Annotated in this window: 14 protein-coding genes and 1 riboswitch; of the genes, 8 read left to right on the forward strand and 6 right to left on the reverse strand. The window is 37.9% G+C overall.

Annotation, left to right across the window (positions count from 1 at the left end; all coding sequences use genetic code 11):
• Positions 1-2: 2 nt before the first annotated feature.
• The 4 genes from WAE64_RS16740 (at position 3) to WAE64_RS16755 (ending at position 5,306) form a co-directional block, all read left to right on the forward strand.
• Positions 3-347: an avidin-fold protein gene (locus WAE64_RS16740; RefSeq protein ID WP_340238540.1), complete on the forward strand. Its 345-nt coding sequence runs from the start codon at positions 3-5 to the stop codon at positions 345-347.
• A gap of 188 nt (positions 348-535) precedes the next feature.
• The gene (locus tag WAE64_RS16745; RefSeq protein WP_340238541.1) at positions 536-2,920 is read left to right on the forward strand and encodes a peptidylprolyl isomerase; all 2,385 of its coding nucleotides are present in this window, start codon (positions 536-538) and stop codon (positions 2,918-2,920) included.
• 44 nt (positions 2,921-2,964) lie between these two features.
• Positions 2,965-4,299, forward strand: a complete 1,335-nt coding sequence (locus WAE64_RS16750; protein ID WP_340238542.1) for a peptidylprolyl isomerase — start codon at positions 2,965-2,967, stop codon at positions 4,297-4,299.
• 35 nt (positions 4,300-4,334) lie between these two features.
• Positions 4,335-5,306: an AAA family ATPase gene (locus WAE64_RS16755; RefSeq protein ID WP_340238543.1), complete on the forward strand. Its 972-nt coding sequence runs from the start codon at positions 4,335-4,337 to the stop codon at positions 5,304-5,306.
• 73 nt (positions 5,307-5,379) lie between these two features.
• Here the strand turns inward: WAE64_RS16755 and WAE64_RS16760 are convergent, their stop codons facing one another.
• Together WAE64_RS16760 and WAE64_RS16765 are read right to left on the reverse strand one after the other, a co-directional pair.
• Complete coding sequence (locus tag WAE64_RS16760) at positions 5,380-6,138, reverse strand: GLPGLI family protein (RefSeq protein WP_340238545.1); 759 nt, start codon at positions 6,136-6,138, stop codon at positions 5,380-5,382.
• Between the two features lie 32 nt (positions 6,139-6,170).
• Positions 6,171-8,987, reverse strand: a complete 2,817-nt coding sequence (locus tag WAE64_RS16765; protein ID WP_340238547.1) for an outer membrane beta-barrel protein — start codon at positions 8,985-8,987, stop codon at positions 6,171-6,173.
• Positions 8,988-9,339: 352 nt separating this feature from the next.
• On the opposite strand from WAE64_RS16765, the gene WAE64_RS16770 reads away from it, so the two are divergent.
• Together WAE64_RS16770 and metK are read left to right on the forward strand one after the other, a co-directional pair.
• A complete protein-coding gene (locus WAE64_RS16770; protein ID WP_340238549.1) occupies positions 9,340-9,870 on the forward strand; it encodes a C40 family peptidase in 531 nt (176 codons plus the stop codon).
• A 262-nt stretch (positions 9,871-10,132) separates the two neighbouring features.
• Positions 10,133-10,248: riboswitch (SAM-I-IV-variant riboswitch) on the forward strand.
• A 62-nt stretch (positions 10,249-10,310) separates the two neighbouring features.
• A complete protein-coding gene (gene metK, locus WAE64_RS16775) occupies positions 10,311-11,606 on the forward strand; it encodes a methionine adenosyltransferase (protein WP_340238551.1) in 1,296 nt (431 codons plus the stop codon).
• Positions 11,607-11,791: 185 nt separating this feature from the next.
• Here the strand turns inward: metK and WAE64_RS16780 are convergent, their stop codons facing one another.
• From WAE64_RS16780 to WAE64_RS16795, 4 genes are all read right to left on the reverse strand, one after another.
• On the reverse strand, positions 11,792-13,471 hold the full coding sequence (locus WAE64_RS16780; RefSeq protein WP_340238553.1) for a hypothetical protein: 1,680 nt from the start codon (positions 13,469-13,471) through the stop codon (positions 11,792-11,794).
• Between the two features lie 64 nt (positions 13,472-13,535).
• Positions 13,536-15,419 (reverse strand): membrane protein insertase YidC, encoded by a 1,884-nt coding sequence (gene yidC, locus WAE64_RS16785; protein WP_340238555.1) that lies wholly within the window; start codon positions 15,417-15,419, stop codon positions 13,536-13,538.
• Positions 15,420-15,552: 133 nt separating this feature from the next.
• Positions 15,553-17,202 (reverse strand): CTP synthase, encoded by a 1,650-nt coding sequence (locus tag WAE64_RS16790; protein ID WP_340238557.1) that lies wholly within the window; start codon positions 17,200-17,202, stop codon positions 15,553-15,555.
• Between the two features lie 149 nt (positions 17,203-17,351).
• Complete coding sequence (locus tag WAE64_RS16795) at positions 17,352-18,092, reverse strand: hypothetical protein (RefSeq protein ID WP_340238558.1); 741 nt, start codon at positions 18,090-18,092, stop codon at positions 17,352-17,354.
• Positions 18,093-18,303: 211 nt separating this feature from the next.
• Here WAE64_RS16795 and WAE64_RS16800 point away from each other — a divergent pair, with 211 nt between their 5' ends.
• Both WAE64_RS16800 and WAE64_RS16805 read left to right on the forward strand, forming a co-directional pair.
• On the forward strand, positions 18,304-19,338 hold the full coding sequence (locus WAE64_RS16800) for an oxygenase MpaB family protein (RefSeq protein ID WP_340238560.1): 1,035 nt from the start codon (positions 18,304-18,306) through the stop codon (positions 19,336-19,338).
• Positions 19,339-19,369: 31 nt separating this feature from the next.
• Entirely contained in the window at positions 19,370-20,014 is a 645-nt protein-coding gene (locus WAE64_RS16805) for a TetR/AcrR family transcriptional regulator (protein ID WP_340238562.1), read from the forward strand.
• Positions 20,015-20,022: the final 8 nt, after the last annotated feature.

Consider the following 20,022-nt stretch of genomic DNA (forward strand, 5'->3'; position numbering starts at 1 on the left):
AAATGTTAAATTTTCATAAAAAAACCTTTAGGTCGCTTAGTAATACCGCCAATGGTGAAGTAGGAGAGGAAACTCTGTTTCACTATTCACAAAATGGCGATATAGTATGGGCCGAATATGCCGGAGGCATGATTGTAAAAGGTTTTTTGATAGCTAAAGTGCTAGCAGATAGTATTTTAGATATGAGATACGAACATATAAATAAAGCAGGAGAGATAATGACGGGCAAGTGTTGCTCTACACCCGAACTATTACCTGATGGGCGTATACGCCTGCATGAAAAATGGCAATGGACAAGCGGAGACTTGTCGTCAGGGGAGTCGGTTGTGGAAGAAATAATCAATTAAACTTCGTAAAAAGCAGAAAAATCTGCTATTTTTGGTTCTTCATTTTTTTGATAGCCGAAAAATAGCGATTTCGGCATATTGTTAACCCAAACAAAATTAATATTCATCACAATAATTTTTAAACGCTTAGAGTTTAGTTATTGTAGCAAAATGGCTTTGCCATTCAGATGATTGATAGAAGTATTGTTATGAAGCGATTTTACAAGGTATTCCCATATATATTATTACTCTTTTCACAGATTGCTTGTCAGGTTTTAAAGAAACCGGCTTCAACTGCCAAAGAAACAAAAGAAAGCCCCAAAACGGCAAGCAATACACAAGCTTCGCCAAAAGCGAGCCAGACAAATGCTGTAAATACAGAACCGATAGGACTGACAATTGGGTCTAACGAACTAAAAGTATCAGACCTGAAACTGGAGATTGAGAAACTGATGATACACGACTCCGTTTCAACTGATGAGGCTCTTCAGCAGGTGATTCAAGACCAGAGAATAGTAGCTGAGGCCAAAAGAAGAGGATATGATAACTCAGAAGAATACAAAGAAGAGCTGCAAACCTACAATAGTATTTTAGCCGAGGCATATCTGACAGATAGCACCACGATTAAGTATCTTCTGAAAGAAACCTACGACTGGCTGTTGCAAGAAGTGAGGGCTGCTCATATCATGTACCAACTTCCCGAATTTGCTAATCCTGCCGATACCGCTGCTATTTATAATAAATTGATGGATATCAGAACAAGGGCGCAGGAAGGAGAAGATTTTGGTGTATTGGCGCAGCAGTTTTCGCAGGATAAAAAAACAAGCACTAAAGGTGGCGAATTAGGTTGGTTTAGTGCTTTGCAACTGGTATATCCGCTTGAAAAAGCGGCTTTTAATGTAGCTGTTGGACAGGTTTCTTTGCCTGTCAGAACAAAAGTAGGCTACCATCTGGTAAAGGTACTAGAGCGTAGGCCAAACAGTGGTAAAGTATTGGTACAGCATATATTGAAGGCAGTGCCTTTAAATTCAAACGACTCGCTATTTACTAAAGCAAAAATACAGATAGATTCTATATATACAGCCTTAACCAAAGGGGCTGTTTTTGAGGTTTTATGTGAGAAGCATTCTGACGATTATAAAACCAGAAATAACAAAGGCTATTTGCCTGTATTTGGTATAGGTACACGTGAGGAAACAGCTTTTGAACAAGCTGCCTTTGCGCTGAAAGAAGGACAAGTTTCTAAACCTGTGCGTACCTCAGCAGGGTGGCATATCATCAGGCTAGCCAAGAAACTCCCGCTTGAATCTTATGAAGAGCTATTGCCAAAATTGAAAGAAAAAGTAGTAACTGATTCAAGAGGTGAGCTTGTTAAAGAAAATGCGCAGGCTCGTTTAAAGAAAGAAATGCAGTTTGTTGAAAATGCTGATATAGCTAAAAGAGCTATTGAAACGGCCGATACAAACCTTGTAAAAAGAAAGTGGGGTTATGTGCTCAATAGCCCGCTAACAAACAGTACTATATTCTCGATTGGTAAAAACGAGGTTAAAACCAAGGCTTTCTATGAATACGTGATGGAAAGACAATTGGTTGAGCGTATACCGAATGGCTATAGTGCTTTAATGTGGATGCGTAGTTTTTATAAGAAATTTGTCGATAAAAATGTGAAGGAGTACGCCGAAGCACATTTAGCCGAGATTAATCCTGAATTCAGGTTATTAATGCAGGAATATACCACAGGTTTCTTGAAAGTGCAGTTGATGAACGATTTGGTTATTGAAAAATCTGTGGCAGATACACTGGGGCAAAGAGCATTTTATGAAAGAAATAAAGACAAGTATCGGATGCCTGAAAGAGCATTGGGTAGCCTGGTAATAGCTAAAGATGCTAAAACATTGGCACAGGTACGAGATATATTTAAGAAAGGTGCGCCGTATCCGCTCAATAGTACAATGCGTACACCGCTGTACTATGAGAAATTCGGAAGTGAACTAACACCCGATCATAAAAAAACTTTGATGAGTTTATTGGATATCATGGGTACCAATAAAGGCTATGTGGTAGAGATAGGAGGATACGCCGACCAGAACGAAAATAGTACTAATTCGGCCGAGCGTATTGAAAAAGTAAAGAATTTTCTGGTAACAAATGGTTTACCTATAGAACGGATTATTGAAAACGACTATGGTAAAACCAAACCAGCCGACCGCTTTGACTGGACTAAAAACCAAAGAGTAACTTTCATTTTTTATAGTAATTCTAAAAAAGACGTCGAGAAACGATTTAATCGTAAAGAAGAGAATACTGTATCTATTGAAGACGGGTATTTTAAAAAAGGCGATAATAAATACGTTGATGCCTTTAAATGGGAGGTTGGAAGCCAGTCGGTAATAAAAGAAGGTAAGTACTTTGAATTCAATATTGAGAAAGTGGAGCCTGCACGATTCAAAACCTTACGTGAAGCACGTGGGCAGGTATTAGCCGACTACCAGAAACAACTGGAAAAACAATTGAATGATGAATTGGCTGTGAAATACCCTGCAATAGTTAACAAGGAGGAAATAAGCAAATCTTTAGAAGTTCGAAAACAATAGACCTAAGTAATATAAAAACAAAGAATTAAGTACAAACCAATTATATGTTAAAGAAATTAGTTTTATTCATTTGCCTACCAATATTGGCGTTTTCTCAAGATAAGCCCATTAATATTGACAGGATTATAGCAAAAGTAGATAACTATATAGTGCTTCGTTCAGAAGTAGAACAATGGCATCTACGTTCGGCACAGCAGCAACAACCTGTTACAAAATGCCAGGCACTAGAGAGTTTAGTTGTAAATAAATTATTGGTAGCAAAGGCTGAAATAGACTCTGTGGCAGTAGACGAAAAAACAGTAGACGACCAACTGAATGCTCGTATGCAGCAGATGATTCAGCTTTATGGAAATGAAAAAAACATTGTTGACCAGTTTGGCAAATCTCTTGAAACACTTAAAAGTGAGGTAAGAACGCAGGTAAGAGAGCAGCTAACGGCACAGAAGATGCAGGGCGAGATTACCAAAAACCTAAAAGTTACGCCAAACGAGGTTAAGAAATTCTTTAACCAGTTTCCTAAAGACAGTATCCCGGAAATACCAGCCGAAGTGCAGATAGGGCATATAGTGCGGTTTGCTAAAGTAACAAGGGCTCAGAAAGATGAACTATCCGAACGGCTACTTGATTATAAACGCCGGATTCTGGCCGGCGAAAAATTTGAAGACCTTGCCAAAGAATATTCAGAAGACCCAGGTTCTCGCCAGTATGGTGGTGATTTAGGTTGGTCGAAAAGAGGGCAGATGGTACCTCAGTTTGAAGCGGCTGCCATGAAGTTGAAACCTAACGAAATGACCGACGTTGTAGAGTCTGACTTTGGGCTACACTTAATACAGACACTTGAAATTCGTGGCCAAGAGTACCATGCTCGCCATATTTTACTGCGTCCTGACTATAACCGTTTAGATTTAGGTGAACCAACTAAGTTTTTGGATAGTCTTCGTAAAGAAATTGTACGCGATAGTATCAAGTTTGAAAAAGCAGCTAAAGATTTTTCAGACGATAAACAAACACAAGATGCAGGCGGAATGCTATCTGATCCACAGACGGGTTCATCAAAATTGCCACTTGACCAATCAATGGACCCTACGCTTTACTTCACTATTGATAGTATGAAAGTTGGCACGATTACTGTACCAATGCCGTACAGAAGCGAAGATGGTAAAACAGGTGCAAGAATTATCTACTACAAAGCTAAATATGCCCCGCATATTGCCAATCTGAAAGATGATTTTGAGAAAATAAAAGAGTTTGCTTTAATGGAAAAGCGAAGTAAAGAAATTGAAGCATGGTTTAAGAAAGCAATAGCCGATGTTTATATAAAGATTGACCCTGAGTATGAATCTTGTAATATTTTCGGCCAGGTCCGGACCGACAACTAGATTCAAAATCAATAATTCACCCATACCGTAATTTAATGAGCAAAGTTCAATTTAATTCAGACGTAGAAGCAGCAGATGCCCTTAAAGTTGCCTATAACAATTTAAGAAATGAAATCGGACAAGTAATCGTAGGGCAAGATGAAACCGTTCGTTTATTACTTACAGCAATATTTTGCCAGGGGCACTGTCTGTTGGTAGGGGTGCCGGGTTTAGCAAAAACTCTATTGATTCAGACCATTGCTTCGGCATTAGATTTAGATTTTAACCGTATCCAGTTTACACCTGACTTAATGCCTTCTGATATTCTGGGTTCAGAGACTCTGGATAACGAGCGTAATTTCAGATTTATAAAAGGGCCCGTTTTTGCCAATATTATTCTTGCCGATGAAATTAACCGTACGCCGCCTAAAACGCAATCGGCGCTTCTGGAAGCGATGCAAGAATATGCAGTAACAGTAACCGGAAAAAAACATAGCCTTGAGCGTCCGTTTTTTGTACTAGCTACACAAAACCCAATTGAGCAAGAAGGTACATATCCATTGCCAGAAGCCCAGCTAGACCGTTTCATGTTTATGGTTAACCTTGATTATCCGTCCTACAAGCAAGAGCTTGATATTGTAAAAAATACTACGTCAGATAACAAGAAAACAGTAAAAAAGGTAGTAACAGGTGCAGAGATACTTTATTTTCAACACTTGGTACGCCGTGTTCCGGTAGCCGACAATGTGGTTGAGTATGCAGTAACGTTAGTGCATAAAACCCGCCCGAATACAGAAATGGCTTCGGCCGACACCAATAAGTATCTTGATTGGGGTGCAGGGCCACGTGCTTCTCAGAACCTGATTTTAGCAGCTAAGTGCAACGCATTGATTAACGGTAAGTATTCACCTGATATTGAAGACGTAAAAGCCGTAGCGGTGCCTGTATTGCGCCATCGTGTAGTACGCAACTTCAAAGCAGAGGCTGAACACGTTTCAGTAGAAGATATTATTAAGCGTATGTTATAATTGTTCAGAACATAGATACAACAAAAATGGAGATGCTTTAAACATCTCCATTTTTGTTGTAAGCAAATTCGGACTAGTATTTTATAGCCCAGTAGGGATTTCGGTAAGACTTGATACTGTCTTTGATATGCTTTGCTATCAGGTTATCATAATCAGCGTCTTTTATCTTTTTGCCTTTCAGTTTAGGCATTGCCAATTCTTTCGGCTCTACTTTTCTGAATTCAACTTTGCTTGCTGTAATAACTACATCACCATCATTTATCTCTAGTTCCAGAATTAAACCAGGCAGCCCATAGTATCTTTCAGGGCCTGCCGACACCGGAATATCTCCTGTAAACCACGCTGTGATTTTCTGATGCTTAACTGTATCTTCGGTAACTGCTTTCATGCATATATAGCCGGCTACATCTTTAATCTGGTTCAGAACCTTCCAACTTGGTGCACGCAGAGAATCTTCCAGAACATAATTCTTACCCATCATCTCTATCAACTCAATTTTCTTTTCTTTTTCATAGTTGCGATAAATGTAGTAATCTTCAGTGCGTGAAGACCAGCCATACTCGCTGGCTTCTTCCAGGTTACTTAATAAACTTTCGTTGGCATTGAAAAACATCTTGGTCTTAGATTTCCAGCCCTCGTCGTTTTTACCCCAGGTTTGTTTTACCCGGTCTTTTTCTTCGTTCGACAGATAAGTTAATTGGCCGATGATTTTCGACCAGAATTCCTGGCGCTCATATACTACCATGCCCTCGGTTTTTTGTGAAAAACCGAGTATGGGAGCAAACATCATGCACAGTAACAAGCCGGATACGTATTTTTTGATAGCTTTCATTTATTTATGTGTTAATAGTATTAGAGTTTATGTTAGTACCAGCCTTGGCGACGCATTTTAGCACTTACACCTCTCATGTTGTAAGTAAAGCTCAACATAAAATATCTCGAAAGTGTTTGTGTCTGTTCTTGTGAAACGAAGTTCTGAGAAGCATATTGGTTGATACCGATATTTTTCTTCAACAAATCGTATCCTGAAAGGCGTAACTCAGCTTTTTTGGCTTTACCTAATAATTTGTAAAGCGATGCATACAAAATAGGAATATGCTGATTGAAACCAAAGCGATCGTTTTTATAGAATCTATAATTCAGGTTTGAGCTGAAGTATATACTTGCAGGTAAAGCAATGTTCATTTCGGCACCTAAGCTATGGTTGAATATTTGCTGGTTTTGCGTTGTATTAAGCGAATATTTAGTGTTTGTAATACCCAAATTACCATTAGTATATAATGTGAATTTATCGCTCGGTGTTAAATCAAGGCGGAAACCAACATTATAGTTTTCGTTATTAGTTGTATTGAGTACGTCGTTAATATAAATCAGGTTTTTAGATATGTTTGCGCCCCCGTTAATATTAAAAGTACTCTTGGTTTTTACGATTGGGAAGCCAAAACCTAACCATGAACCAAAGTTTTGCCCACCTGATATGTTTGTAGGTCTAGCTGTAGTTACTAAAGTTACAGGGTCAACAATTTGGTTGTAAATAACCTGATTGATGTTATAACTATAGTTAATGTTAAAAAACATATTGGTAAAACTTGCCGGATTAAACATGTTATAACCGATATATGCACGGTGTGCACTCATAGGCAACAAGTCTGGGTTACCAACTCTCAAGAATAAGGTATTGCTGTTGTCAATAATCGGTTGTAGGTCTCTGATAGAAGGCTCGCTTACTTCTTTGCTATAATCGGCCCATATATAGCGGTTGTTTTTAAGGTCAATACTTACACTACCTGCAGGTATCAAAGCAAATACATCACGGTTGATTTTCTGGAAGTTAGTAGCATCTTTGCTACGGGCAAAGTTTCCTGTAAACTGGAAGTGTTGGGCCGCTAAACCAAACGAGATATTGATACCTTTATGGTTATAACGTACACTACTACCAAAACGATTATACATAAAATCGTTGTTGTAGTAGTTGCTCAAAGAATCTATTCGGCTTCCGTCGGTTGTTTGCACATTTCTGTCTACTGCTTCACGACGTAAACTGAAATTATAGAAAGTTTCAGAGAAGAATTTTTTCGATAGTGGCTCAACAAAAAGTAAGCTCGATTTAACCAGATGGCGTGGGCTATTAGTAAAGTTAATCTGATTGATGTTAGTTGGAATAGAGCCAACTGGTGCGTCAAACAACTGGTTAATCGAGTTCTGGCGGGCTTCACCATCCGAAATATTATAATTGTAAGTTAAGCTGGCAGCAAAGTTTCTGCCTTTTTTCATGAACTTATGGCGATACAAGCCAATAAGCGCAACAGCAGTTGAGTTGAAATCATTAAAGTTGTTAATGGCTGTTTCGTTCGATTTCGTAGTGCCGTTTCTGAAAAACTCCTGTAAGCTATTAAACTTGGTTGTTCCATCGCCCATTCTACCGTTACCAATCAATATCAAGGTATTAAGCGAGTCTATTGTTTTTTCGAAACGTAAACTTGCACGGTGATTGCGGCTTATGCGATTCTGATAGCTATTTTCGAAGTTTTTAAAAGATGAATTATTATTAAGGAAATTCTCTCTTTCCATTTTTTTCGATACCAATTGTTGGGTCTGGCTGAAATAATAATTCGAGCTGAATTTAGTCTTTTTGGTATCGTAGTTATAGTTGGCACCTGCGGCGTAGTTTTCAGAAAAACCTTGGAAATTACGACCTCCAATCGGAATAGTGATGCTTTCTTCGGTATCGTTATCATAAAAGTACCTTACACCGCTGCTGAAACCAAAATCGGCTTCGTCGCCCCAGTTATTGGCCTGGCTACCTCTGAAATCCTGAAAATCGTCTCTTGATATACCAGTCTGATTAATATTGTTTCCTAAACCCAGAACCGAAAACTGTTGTTTAGAATCAAATCTGTTATAGTTTCCTTTTAGTTCGGCTCTTTCTTGTGTACCGATACCTGCTGTAACTTTTCCGAATCCACCTTTTTTGAAATCATCTTTCAACTCAAGATTAACAGTTTTTTCTTTTTTACCATCGTCTACCCCTGTTGCTTTGGCCTGTTCTGATTTATCATTGAAAATCTGAACTTTTGTAATGGCCTCGGCCGGTAGGTTTTTGGTAGCAGCTTTAGGGTCGTTACCAAAAAAGCTTTTACCATCAACAGTTACTTTTTTTACATCTTGTCCCTGGGCTTTTATGTTACCGTCCTGGTCTATCTGTACACCGGGCAATTTTCGCAAGAGGTCTTCGACCGATGACCCCGGTGGCACTTTAAAAGAGGCTGCATTATACTCAATGGTATCTCCCTTTATATTTAAAGGAGCTCGGGCCGTTTTTACTACTACCTCCATTAGTTCGTTGGCAATAGGTTTCAGTTTTAACTTGCCCAAATCGTTTACAGCACCATCTACAGGCTTTACATCTGTTTGAAAAGGGATGTAGCCTACAAATGAGATTTTGAGTAAGTAATTGGCTTTTTTTACATTTTTGAACTCAAATGCACCGTTTTCGTCGGTACGACCGAAATTAACCAAAGTTGAATCTTTGGGTTGAAGTAGCATAACGGTAGCGAAAGGCATAACCGCATTGCCTGAGTCAATGGCAATGCCCTTAATCGAAAACCTTGTTGGATTTTGGGCAAATAAGAAAAATGCTGAATGCATAAGCACAGCGAGTAGTAGTAAGCGCTTTTTCATAACGTATTTAGAATGGTAAAGTAATACATATAAACAACTAAACAATTAGTTGTTTATGATGCGAAGGTAAAAATATTTTTTTGTTTGAAAGAATATTTTAAGTTTTTTTAACTTTAAAATTTCACTGAGTTTTTTTTTACATATTTTAATACTTTTTTACTAAACTATTAGCTAACCTATAGCTATATTTCAAGCAAATAATTGCTTTTAAGAAAGCTACTTTCCTGCTTTTTTACTGATAAAAATTGTATTTTTTTGTGATTGATTAACAATAATCTGCTTATTTATATCGTTTTTTTGGACTTAGGCATTGTATTTGCCTAATTTTGTAACAGAACCAAATCAATATATAATGTTAAAAAAATATGTATTGGGTTCGTTGTTAGTCGTTTCATCGTTAGCCTCAAAGGCTAATGACCTTCCAAAATCCCGCACAACTTCACCGAAAGAAGAAAACGAAAAGAGTAGTTATTCAAAATTAACCGACGACCTACAACGATTCGCCCGAAAACTTATTGGCATCCGCTACAAATGGAGCGGCAAAACACTCAAAGGATTTGATTGTTCAGGTTTCGTAAACTACGTATTTGCCAAATTTGGTATGAATCTCGTACATCGTAGTTCCGACCTATTTAAAATGGGGTCTCATACCAGCCTCGAAGACGCACTACCCGGCGATCTTATTTTCTTCAAGATTAACTCTAGCAGAAAAGACGAGGTTTCTCATGTAGGTATAATATTAGAGTCAGATAAAAATGGTTTGAAATTTATTCATTCTGCCTGTAAAACAGGGGTGAGTATCAGTTATCTGAAAGAAAAATATTATACTACGCACTTTGCAGGTATCCGTCGTATAATCGATGGGCTGAAAGAAGGTAAATAATAATTTTACCAAATATTAATTCACAAAATAGTTGGTTTTCAGAATAAAGAGTTGCTATATACCAAAAGCAACTCTTTATTTTTTTGTATCTAGGTATCCAAGAAACAATGGCGATAGGTGAAAATATCGTTGATACTATTGATTTATAGATAAAATCTCCAAAGTGAAAATTGTTTAAAGATAATTTGGGCTATCATTTTAACTATTTTAGATATATTTTCATACTAAATTTTGCTTTTGTTTTGCTAATTGTCGTACTTTGTGAGAGTATCAAGAAATTCCCTTTTGCGGAAATCCAACCGAGTAGAAACACTACGGTGGTAAAAAGATGCGGGCAACAAGATTCCTATTTCTTGCTTGTCAAAAAAAGTTTCTTTTTCTTCTGCACAGAGTATTTTAGCATACACTTTTAGAAAATCATTTAAAACTAAATAAGATTTATGGCGTACCTATTTACTTCCGAATCTGTATCGGAAGGACACCCGGACAAAGTTGCTGACCAGATTTCTGACGCTCTGATTGATAATTTTTTGGCGTTTGACCCGTCTTCAAAAGTTGCGTGTGAAACCCTAGTAACAACAGGTCAAGTAGTTTTGGCAGGGGAAGTAAAAACTAAAACATACCTTGATGTACAAACGATTGCACGTAATGTAATCTCGAAGATTGGCTATACTAAATCGGAATATATGTTTGAGGCAAACTCTTGCGGTATTCTGTCGGCTATCCATGACCAGTCTGATGATATTAACCGTGGTGTTGACCGCACAGCCGACGAGAGAAACTTTGAAGAAAAAGCTGAATCACAAGGTGCAGGTGACCAGGGAATGATGTTTGGCTATGCTACTCGTGAGACCGATAACTATATGCCTTTGGCTTTAGACTTAGCTCATAAGATTCTACAAGAACTTTCGGCTATTCGTCGTGAAAACAAACGTATTAAATACCTACGCCCTGATGCAAAGTCGCAGGTAACAATAGAATATGCTGATAATAACAAACCTATCAGGATAGATACAATTGTAGTTTCAACACAACACGATGATTTTGGTACTGACGAAGATATGTTGGCAACTATCCGTAGAGATGTTATTAACTATGTGATTCCTCGTGTGAAAGCAAAATTGAAACCATCGTTACGTAAATTGTTTAATGATGAGATAACCTATTACATTAACCCAACCGGTAAATTTGTGATTGGTGGCCCACATGGTGATACCGGTCTTACTGGCCGTAAGATTATTGTTGATACTTATGGCGGTAAAGGTGCTCATGGTGGTGGTGCTTTCTCTGGTAAAGACCCATCAAAAGTTGACCGTTCGGCTGCTTATGCTACTCGCCACATTGCTAAAAACCTTGTAGCTGCTGGTGTATGTGACGAAGTATTGGTTCAAGTATCGTATGCTATCGGTGTAGCAAAACCTTGTGGTATTTTTGTAAATACTTATGGTACTGCTAAAGTAAAAGGCGAAAACGGTAAGAAATTGTCAGATGGTGAGATTGCACGTGTTGTAGAAAAAATATTTGATATGCGCCCTTATGCAATTGAGCAACGTTTGAAACTACGTAACCCAATATATTCTGAAACAGCAGCTTATGGACACATGGGTAGAGAGTCGGAGTGGGTTAGAAAAGTATTTAAAGGGCCTGACGGAACTGAGAAAACTGTTGATGTTGAATTATTTACTTGGGAAAAACTAGATTATGTTGATACAGTAAAAGAAACCTTTGGTATCTGATGCTGGCTATAATACAATACTTGATAAGGAGGGCTTGCTCTCCTTATTTTTTGTTTTTAATATACTGAAAATTCAGTATATTTTGAAATTTATGAAATATATATATTTGAGATTTCGAAGTCTATAATAGAAAAAAGACGTGCCAAATAGCACGTCTTTTTTCTATATGAGTATTAGTATTTTGTTTATCTGGCTACTTCAATGAATTTGCCATCCTGGTATCTGATAATCGGAACAATTTTATTTTCGTTCGATTTGCCTGTATAATCAAAGCCATCAAGCGTATAGCCTTGCGTATATTCAATTGAATCGAGGTTATTTCTAAGTTTATTTGGGCCTGATTTTAACATTCTTCCATAAAACAGTACCATATCATATCCCCAATAGCTATAATAAGAAGGCGTAATATTCTGGCTATTGATGTAAGCACTTCTGAAATTTTTTACCTCTTCTTTCTCACGGTCCATATAATCGAGCTGTATTAAATACAAATCTCTGTTGAAAACGTTGAGTGAAGCACCTTCAAAATCAAAAGCTGCCGAAGCTGCTACAATAGGGGCGTTAATTCTTTTCTTATCTAATGAGCTGATAATTTTAGCTCCTAAGTTTTGTTCACTACCCGAGATAAAAATATGGTCAGGTTTGCGTTTCACATCAATATCTTCAGAGCCATTATATTTTTTAATAGCCAATACATTTATACCTTTTTCTAAGGCTTTATCACGATAAATATAAGCAAAGGTCGAATCTTTACGGGTACTACCATAGTAAATGGCTACCGAACGTGCCGATTTCTCATTAGTAATATACTCCAGAGCCTTTGCTGCCTGTGCTTCGTAAGAAGGAGAGGCTAAGAAAACTGATTTCTCGTTGCTAACCAATTGCAGGTTGTTTGATAATGGATGAACCTGTATAGCATCGCTCGATTTTATGAATGAGGTGGTAACTTTGTTTACTTCGGGATAAAGTGGGCCAATAATTAAGTCTACTTTATCAAAGGCACGGTTAGTTACTATATTATTTGTATGCTTTACATCACGCTCTATATCAAAAGCGTATAGGTTCAGATTTATTTGCTCCGATGCCAGTTTTTCCTGTGCCAGTTTCATGCCTGCAAACATATCATACACATACTGATTGGCACGAGTAGTTCTGTTTGGGTCAAACTCAAACAAACGGAAGGGTAGCATAACTGCTACATTAATAATGTTGTCGTTTTCTTTGGATTTATTTTTTTTCGATTTCCCTGAAGCATCACCACCCAGATTGAACTGATTTGTCAGTTGGTCTGACAGTTCCAAGTCTGCTCGGCTAGCATTCTTACTATTCTGAATATTGTCAACAATTAACTGAGCAAGAACAGGATTATCTGGCGATTTCTGGTAAAGATTTTTAAGCTGGCTTAATTCTTTAATTTTGCTCAGATACGTATACTGCATGTTTTCAATATCGGCTCTCCATGCTTTAGATGCAATCCGATTAAGATATTGTAAGGCTTCGTCGGGTTTATTTTCGGCAAAGGCAATATTAGCGTATAAGTAAGTGGCATCTTCCATTTTTCTCCAGTCCGGAAAACGCTCAAAAAGTTGTTTCAGCGTGGTGCGGGCATCATAAAACTTGTTCAGCTTAAAGGCTGACAAAGCATAATAATAATGCACATAAGGCGAAACGGTGTTTGTGTATTTTTTGCCTGTAAGAGGTAAGAGTATTTCTTTTGCTTCAAAATACTTTTGGTCGGCATATAATTGCACAGCTTTTTTGTAACGCAACAAATAATCGTTATCACTAAGACTAGCTTGCTGTTGTTGCGCAATGGTAGAATATGATAGGAATAAAAAAATGAATAAATTTTTTGTTCTTCTCATAGTATTGATTTGAGGGATTTATATGAAGTGAGTGTGAGTAACTATAACTCACACTCAAAAAAAATTATTTCTTTTTATTCTGATTCTGCTGTTTCTTTTTCAGCTCCTCTTGTTGTTTGCGGCTTTCTTCGGCTAGTTTTACTTGGTTTTCCATAAACTGAGCGAATTTGCCTTTTTTAGCACCTTGCGGATTAGCCTGATATTTCACTTTGTTGTTCATCAGAATCTCCCGAATTTTATCTTCATCAACGAAGCGACGCACGATTTGTTGTTGCGCAATGGTGATAACGTTCGAAACAAGGTAATAAAAACTCAAAGCAGCAGGGAAACTGTTTAAGACAAAGAAGAAAACCAGCGGAAACACATAGCTCATTTTCTTCATGTCGATTGGCCCCGGCTGGTCTGGTGTAATCTGGTTGTTGTAGTAGGTAAATGCCAAACTTGAAACTGTCATTAATACTACAAACAAACTGATGTGGTTACCAATAATAGGCAGATTAGTTGCCCAGCTAATCGGATAATCGTATGTTGAAAGGTCAGAAGCCCACAAGAAGTTTTTCTGACGGAACATAATCATATTCGGGAACAAGAAGAATACCGACATCAGAATAGGCATCTGTAACAACATAGGTACACAACCACTTAGGGGGTTAACACCTACCTGCTGGTATAGCTTCATTTGTTCTTGTTGCATTTTTACCTGGTCGTCGCCTACTTTTGCTCTAATCTCGTTTAGCTCAGGAGCCAGAATACGCATTTTTGCCGAGCTCACATAAGATCTGTAAATAAGCGGTGTAAGTACCAGTTTAATTATCAATACAACTATAATAATTAATAACCCATAATTGCTAACAAGGTTTTCAACCATGTTAAATAATGGTACAAAAATATAGCGGTTAATAGGCTTCACGAAGTCGTAACCTAGATATACGTTTCTATGAAAACCTGTAGCAACAGTTTTTACCTCGCTGTAATCATTCGGTCCGAAATAGAAACGGTAATTACCTTTTCCTGTTTTCAGGTCAGCAATCGGAAGATTTGCTTCTACCTCAGCTATTTTTACAACATTTGGGTTTGTTTCCGGCGTGGTAAGCTTAAATCTTGGATTTGTCATCGGCTGATTTTTCGCTACAATACCAGTAATAAAATATTTTTGCTTAAACGAAAACCACTGTACAGGGTCAACTAGCGTTATGTCTTCGTTATCTACTTTGTTAGAGCCAATATCATCAAAATCATCTTCTTTGGCATCCCAATAGTTGATTTGAGCCGCCTTACGGTTTTCGTTAATATCGTGCTCTAGCACTTTCAGGTTATCTAACCAGTATAAACGAGCAGGCTGGTTTTGTACAATAGCATCTAAACCAGCCAGATTGATATCGTAATCAACAGTAAAGCCTGAACCACGAATGGTATATATTTGCTCTACATACTGATTATCGGCTAGTGCTAATTTGAAAACTAATTTTGTTGAATCGCCTGCTTTTAGTACAGTCGATTGGGTAGAGGAGGTATAAAAAAGTTTTTTAAGGTCAACTTTCCCTTTGTTTGTCTGAATTTCAAGATTCATTTTAGAACTCTTGTCATCAAAAAGGGTTAGAGGTGTCTTATTGCCTGCTTTGAAATCGTCGTAAGCCGAATAGTTTTTAAGAATAACTTCTTTTATGTTTCCACCCTCGGTGCTGAATATATATTTAGCATCTTGGTTTTCGATTACGATATCTTGTGCAGTTCCGATAGCTGCCGATGCAAAGTCACCAAATGCTGCTTTTATAGCAGTTGTATCTGTAGCCGGAGTAGTTTTAGGTACTACTTTTGTTGCATCTGCCGGAATCGCTGGTTTTTGCTCTTGAGGGGGAGTTGAAGGCATAAAATACATATATCCAGCCCACATTGCCAACAACAATACAATACCAATTATTTGGTTTTTGTCGATTAATTTTTCCATTAAAAATTTATAATTCGTAAAAAATACACTTCGCAAATTAAAATTGCCTACAAAATTCGCAAAGATTCACAATAAATCCTAATTATCAGGCTTCTGTAAGAGCTTGCTATTCAAAGATTTACTAAAACACTGCTTACTTTGATGCTGATTTCTTACTTGCCGCATTTTGGATAGCTGCTTTCACGAAATTAACAAACAGTGGATGAGGGTTCATTACTGTACTTTTTAATTCAGGGTGAAACTGCACACCAATAAAATATGGATGGTTTGGTAGTTCTACAATTTCTACCAGCCCGCTATCAGGATTAACACCCGAAATAACCATACCTGCCGCTTCGTATTCTTTCAGATACTTGTTGTTGAACTCCCAACGATGACGATGACGCTCTTTAATGTTGGTTTTGCCATAAATTTTCTTGGCCAATGTCTTGTCTTTTAGTTTACAAGCATAGGCTCCTAAACGCATGGTGCCGCCTTTATCGGTTACGTTTTTCTGCTCTTCCATCAGGTCAATTACCGGAAACTGTGTTTCTGGTGCCATTTCGGTAGAATGCGCTTCTGGCATACCAATTACATTTCTGGCAAATTCAATACAAGCCATTTGCATACCTAAACAAATGCCAAAGAATGGAATATTGTTTTCTCTTACATAACGTACGGCAGCAATTTTACCTTCAATGCCTCTTTCTCCAAAGCCCGGTGCTACCAGAACACCATCTAAACCGCTGAATTTCTCGGCGATATTTTCAGGAGTAAGGCTTTCAGAATGAATCCATTCAATACTTACTTTACATTCGTTGGCTGCTCCGGCATGAATAAACGATTCTGCAATTGACTTATAGGCATCTTTCAACTCAACATATTTGCCAATAAGGCCAATAGTAACGTGCTCAATCGGGTTTTTAAATCTGCCCAAAAACTTTTTCCATGCGTCCATATCTGCATCCTTGTCGTTGTAGATATCGAGCGTGTACAATACTCTTTGGTCGAGCTTCTCTTTCTGCATCAACAAAGGCACATCGTAAATCGTTTCAGCATCTATTGCTTCAATAACAGAACTTTGCTCAACATTACAGAAAAGAGCGATTTTCCTACGGATATCCTGTGGAAGAGGGTGCTCTGTACGGCAAACAATAATATCTGGCTGAACGCCTGACTCTTGTAGCATTTTAACCGAGTGTTGAGTCGGTTTAGTTTTCAGCTCACCCGCCGACTGCAAATAAGGCACAAGCGTAAGATGAATTACAAGTAGGTTATCGGCTCCTAAATCCCATTTCAACTGGCGAACAGCCTCTACAAATGGAAGCGATTCGATGTCGCCCACACAACCACCCAGCTCAGTAATGATAATATCATAATCGCCGGTTTCTCCTAATTGAAGAATGTTTCTTTTGATTTCGTCGGTGATATGAGGGATTACCTGCACAGTTTTGCCTAAGTAATTACCTTTACGCTCTTTCATTATCACATTGTAATAGATGCGTCCGGTTGTTACATTATTGGCTTGAGAAGTAGGAACATTCAGAAAACGCTCGTAGTGGCCTAAGTCTAGGTCTGTTTCCGCACCGTCGTCGGTTACGTAGCACTCGCCATGTTCGTAGGGGTTTAGTGTGCCCGGGTCTACATTGATGTAGGGGTCAAACTTTTGAATCGTTACTGATAAGCCTCTTGATTGGAGGAGTTTGGCTAAAGAAGAGGCAATAATGCCTTTTCCAAGTGATGAAGTTACGCCGCCCGTAACGAAAATATACTTCGGATTTCGGGGTTGCCCGTTCATTGACATGTGGTCTAAATATCTTTGATTACGGGATACAAAGGTACGATTTTTTGTCGAACTCTTTCGGGTAAAATTTGATAAGTTTTTAAGTTTTATTGTAAGTTGTTGACTATCAGTAGCTTGGCAAGGGTGTTAAATTTAAAGATGTTTTCTGATTACTCACACATATAAGAAAAACTCTCCTGATATTTATCTTCTTTCCCATTTTGTTTGCGGGTAATATTGGTTTTTGCAGGGTAGTTACCGTCGTTGTATTCATATTGGTAAGTAAAATCAATATCACCATTAATAGAGTAAATTCTGGCAGCCGTTACATTGTTTTTATTTATAAAGTAAGTGGTGTTTTCGGCGCCTATACGTGCCGAAAACACTACAAAATAGACCATTATATTAGACAGAGAAGAATCCAAATAGGGTGATTTTTTATCGTCGAAACCCAGGTTTTCCAGAATGGTTGTTTGTTTACCATCTTTCAGAATACTTATTTTTGTAATATTCCCGTTTTTATCATAGGCGATAGTAGTCTGGATAATAGCATTAAAAGTAGGCAGAGATAGGTCTATTTGCTCGACTTGTTTGTTAGCGTTTACAATTACATTACTCTTGTTCTCAAAAGTTTTTCCTTCGCCGTCTTTTCCTACAAAATTAATGTGAGATAAATTTCCTTTGGCATCATAATCAAACATGATAGCATAGCTTTTATCTCTAGAGCTTTCAGCCTTAACCGGAAGGTTGTTTTCATAAGTAATTCTATCAAAATCAGAAAAACCAGCAAGTGAGGTGGGTAGTTTTTGTGTATTGTAATCAAGATTATAAATGATTCCGTGCCCATGATTGGCGTTTTTGAGCATACACTCCTTTACAACTTGTGGCGTGCCTTTACTAGCTAAGGTCACTATATCATTGCAAGCGTGCAGCAGAGGGCTACACAGTAGTAAAATGTATAAAGATTTATATTTGGGCATGTGTAATAAACAATATTAATCAGACAATTAATAGGGCAAATATCATGCAGAAAAACCAGAATATAAATAGAAGTGGTGAATACATTGTAAAGTTGGGCTATATCTGTTGCATAAGAAGACATGAAAAAGGAATTGTACACAAATGGGTCAAACCATTTTACTTAACAACTTGTTGAGTATTGAGAAGATTACAGCAACAAACAAAGTTATGTTGACAGATAAGCAACTGACATATTACAGAACGATAGGAGATTTAAGTGCTGATACGCTTATTGAGCAATTGGTGGCACAAGAAGGGATTAGTTTCTTACGCTCTCTGATGCCTTTTCTGGCTGATTTCAAAAAGCTTGATTTCTCTGGCCAACCTCAATTACTGCAAGGTTTTCTCAGGCAAAACTCTACTTACCCTGATTTATTTAATAAGAAGGAGTTGATTCGTGCTACAGATTTTTACAGGCAGAACCAACAAACGATAGGGCTAATTTTAGGGCTTTATGCGTTGCCATATTGTTATCTCGGGGCTGATGGTGCAAGGGTCTTATATCTATCAGAGCGGATACGGAAAGACACCTACAATAGATTAATAGAAACAGGTAGTTTTCTGAAAGCAGTGATGAACTACGATAACTGGACGAGCCAGCGGATATTTGCTATTTGTACCAAAGTGAGGCTCATGCACGCAGCAATCAGGTATTTTACTTTGCATAGCCAACAATGGGACATGGCGTGGGGATACCCCATTAATCAGGAAGATATGCTCGGAACAAACCTGGCTTTTTCGTTGGTGGTTTTAAAAGGAATGCGAAAACTGGGATACAGCATTGATAATGCTTACCAAAGGGCGTATCTGCATACCTGGAATGCGATAGGTTTTTTATTAGGTGTCGATAAAGCTATTTTACTTGCCAACGAACAAGATGCCATAGGAGTGGAGCGGCTGATTGCTGCCCGGCAATTCAGGCAATCGGCTGAAAGTCAGGCATTGACAGATTCTTTAATGAAGGCTATCAGGAACATAAGCCCTAATGAATTGACAGCGAATTTGTTGCAGGCACAGTCAAGGTTTTTGCTGGGTGAAAAATATGCAGAAATGCTGGGCGTAAAAGAAACAAATATTCCTGCCAATTTGTTGAAAGTGTATAACCTTACGTCAGTTGTATTAGCAAGATTCTTCTGAAACTAGTACCGACAATTTTAATTCAAAATCAATGACTAAAGATAAAATAAAACAGGCCTACGTTGAGTATATTCTCGAAAAAGGCACTCAGCCCGAATCAATCTATGCTTTTTGCAAAAAACTGAAAATAAAAGAGGCAGCCTTTTATGAAGAATACACATCGTTTCCGCAAATAGAAAGCGAAGTCTGGAAAGAATACTTTCTCGACACCATTACATCGGCACAAAACGAAGAAGTTTATGGCACCTATTCGGTGCGTGAAAAACTACTCGCTTTCTTTTATACCTGGGTAGAAGTGTTGAAACAAAACCGAAGCTATATCTTGAAAGCATACGAAGGTTTTCAGAAACCTATTTATGCCAAACGCAATGTACAGTTATCTGAATTTAAAATAGCTTTCTACGATTATATCAACGAATTGGTACTTGAAGCCCGAGAAACTAAAGAAATAGAGCAACGCCCTATTCCGCAGTTAATGCAACGTTATCCTGATTTATTCTGGGCTAAAACCTTGTTTATACTTGATTTCTGGATTAATGATACCAGCAAGTCTTTTGAAAAAACTGATACCATGATTGAGAAATCGGTTAATACGGCTTTCGATTTATTAGGGCATTCTCCGCTTGATTCTTTATTAGATTTAGGCAAGTTTTTGTTTCAGAATAGGAGGGCTTAATGTATCTC

It is taken from the genome of Emticicia soli (assembly GCF_037860775.1).
Classification (GTDB): Bacteria; Bacteroidota; Bacteroidia; order Cytophagales; family Spirosomataceae; genus Emticicia; species Emticicia soli.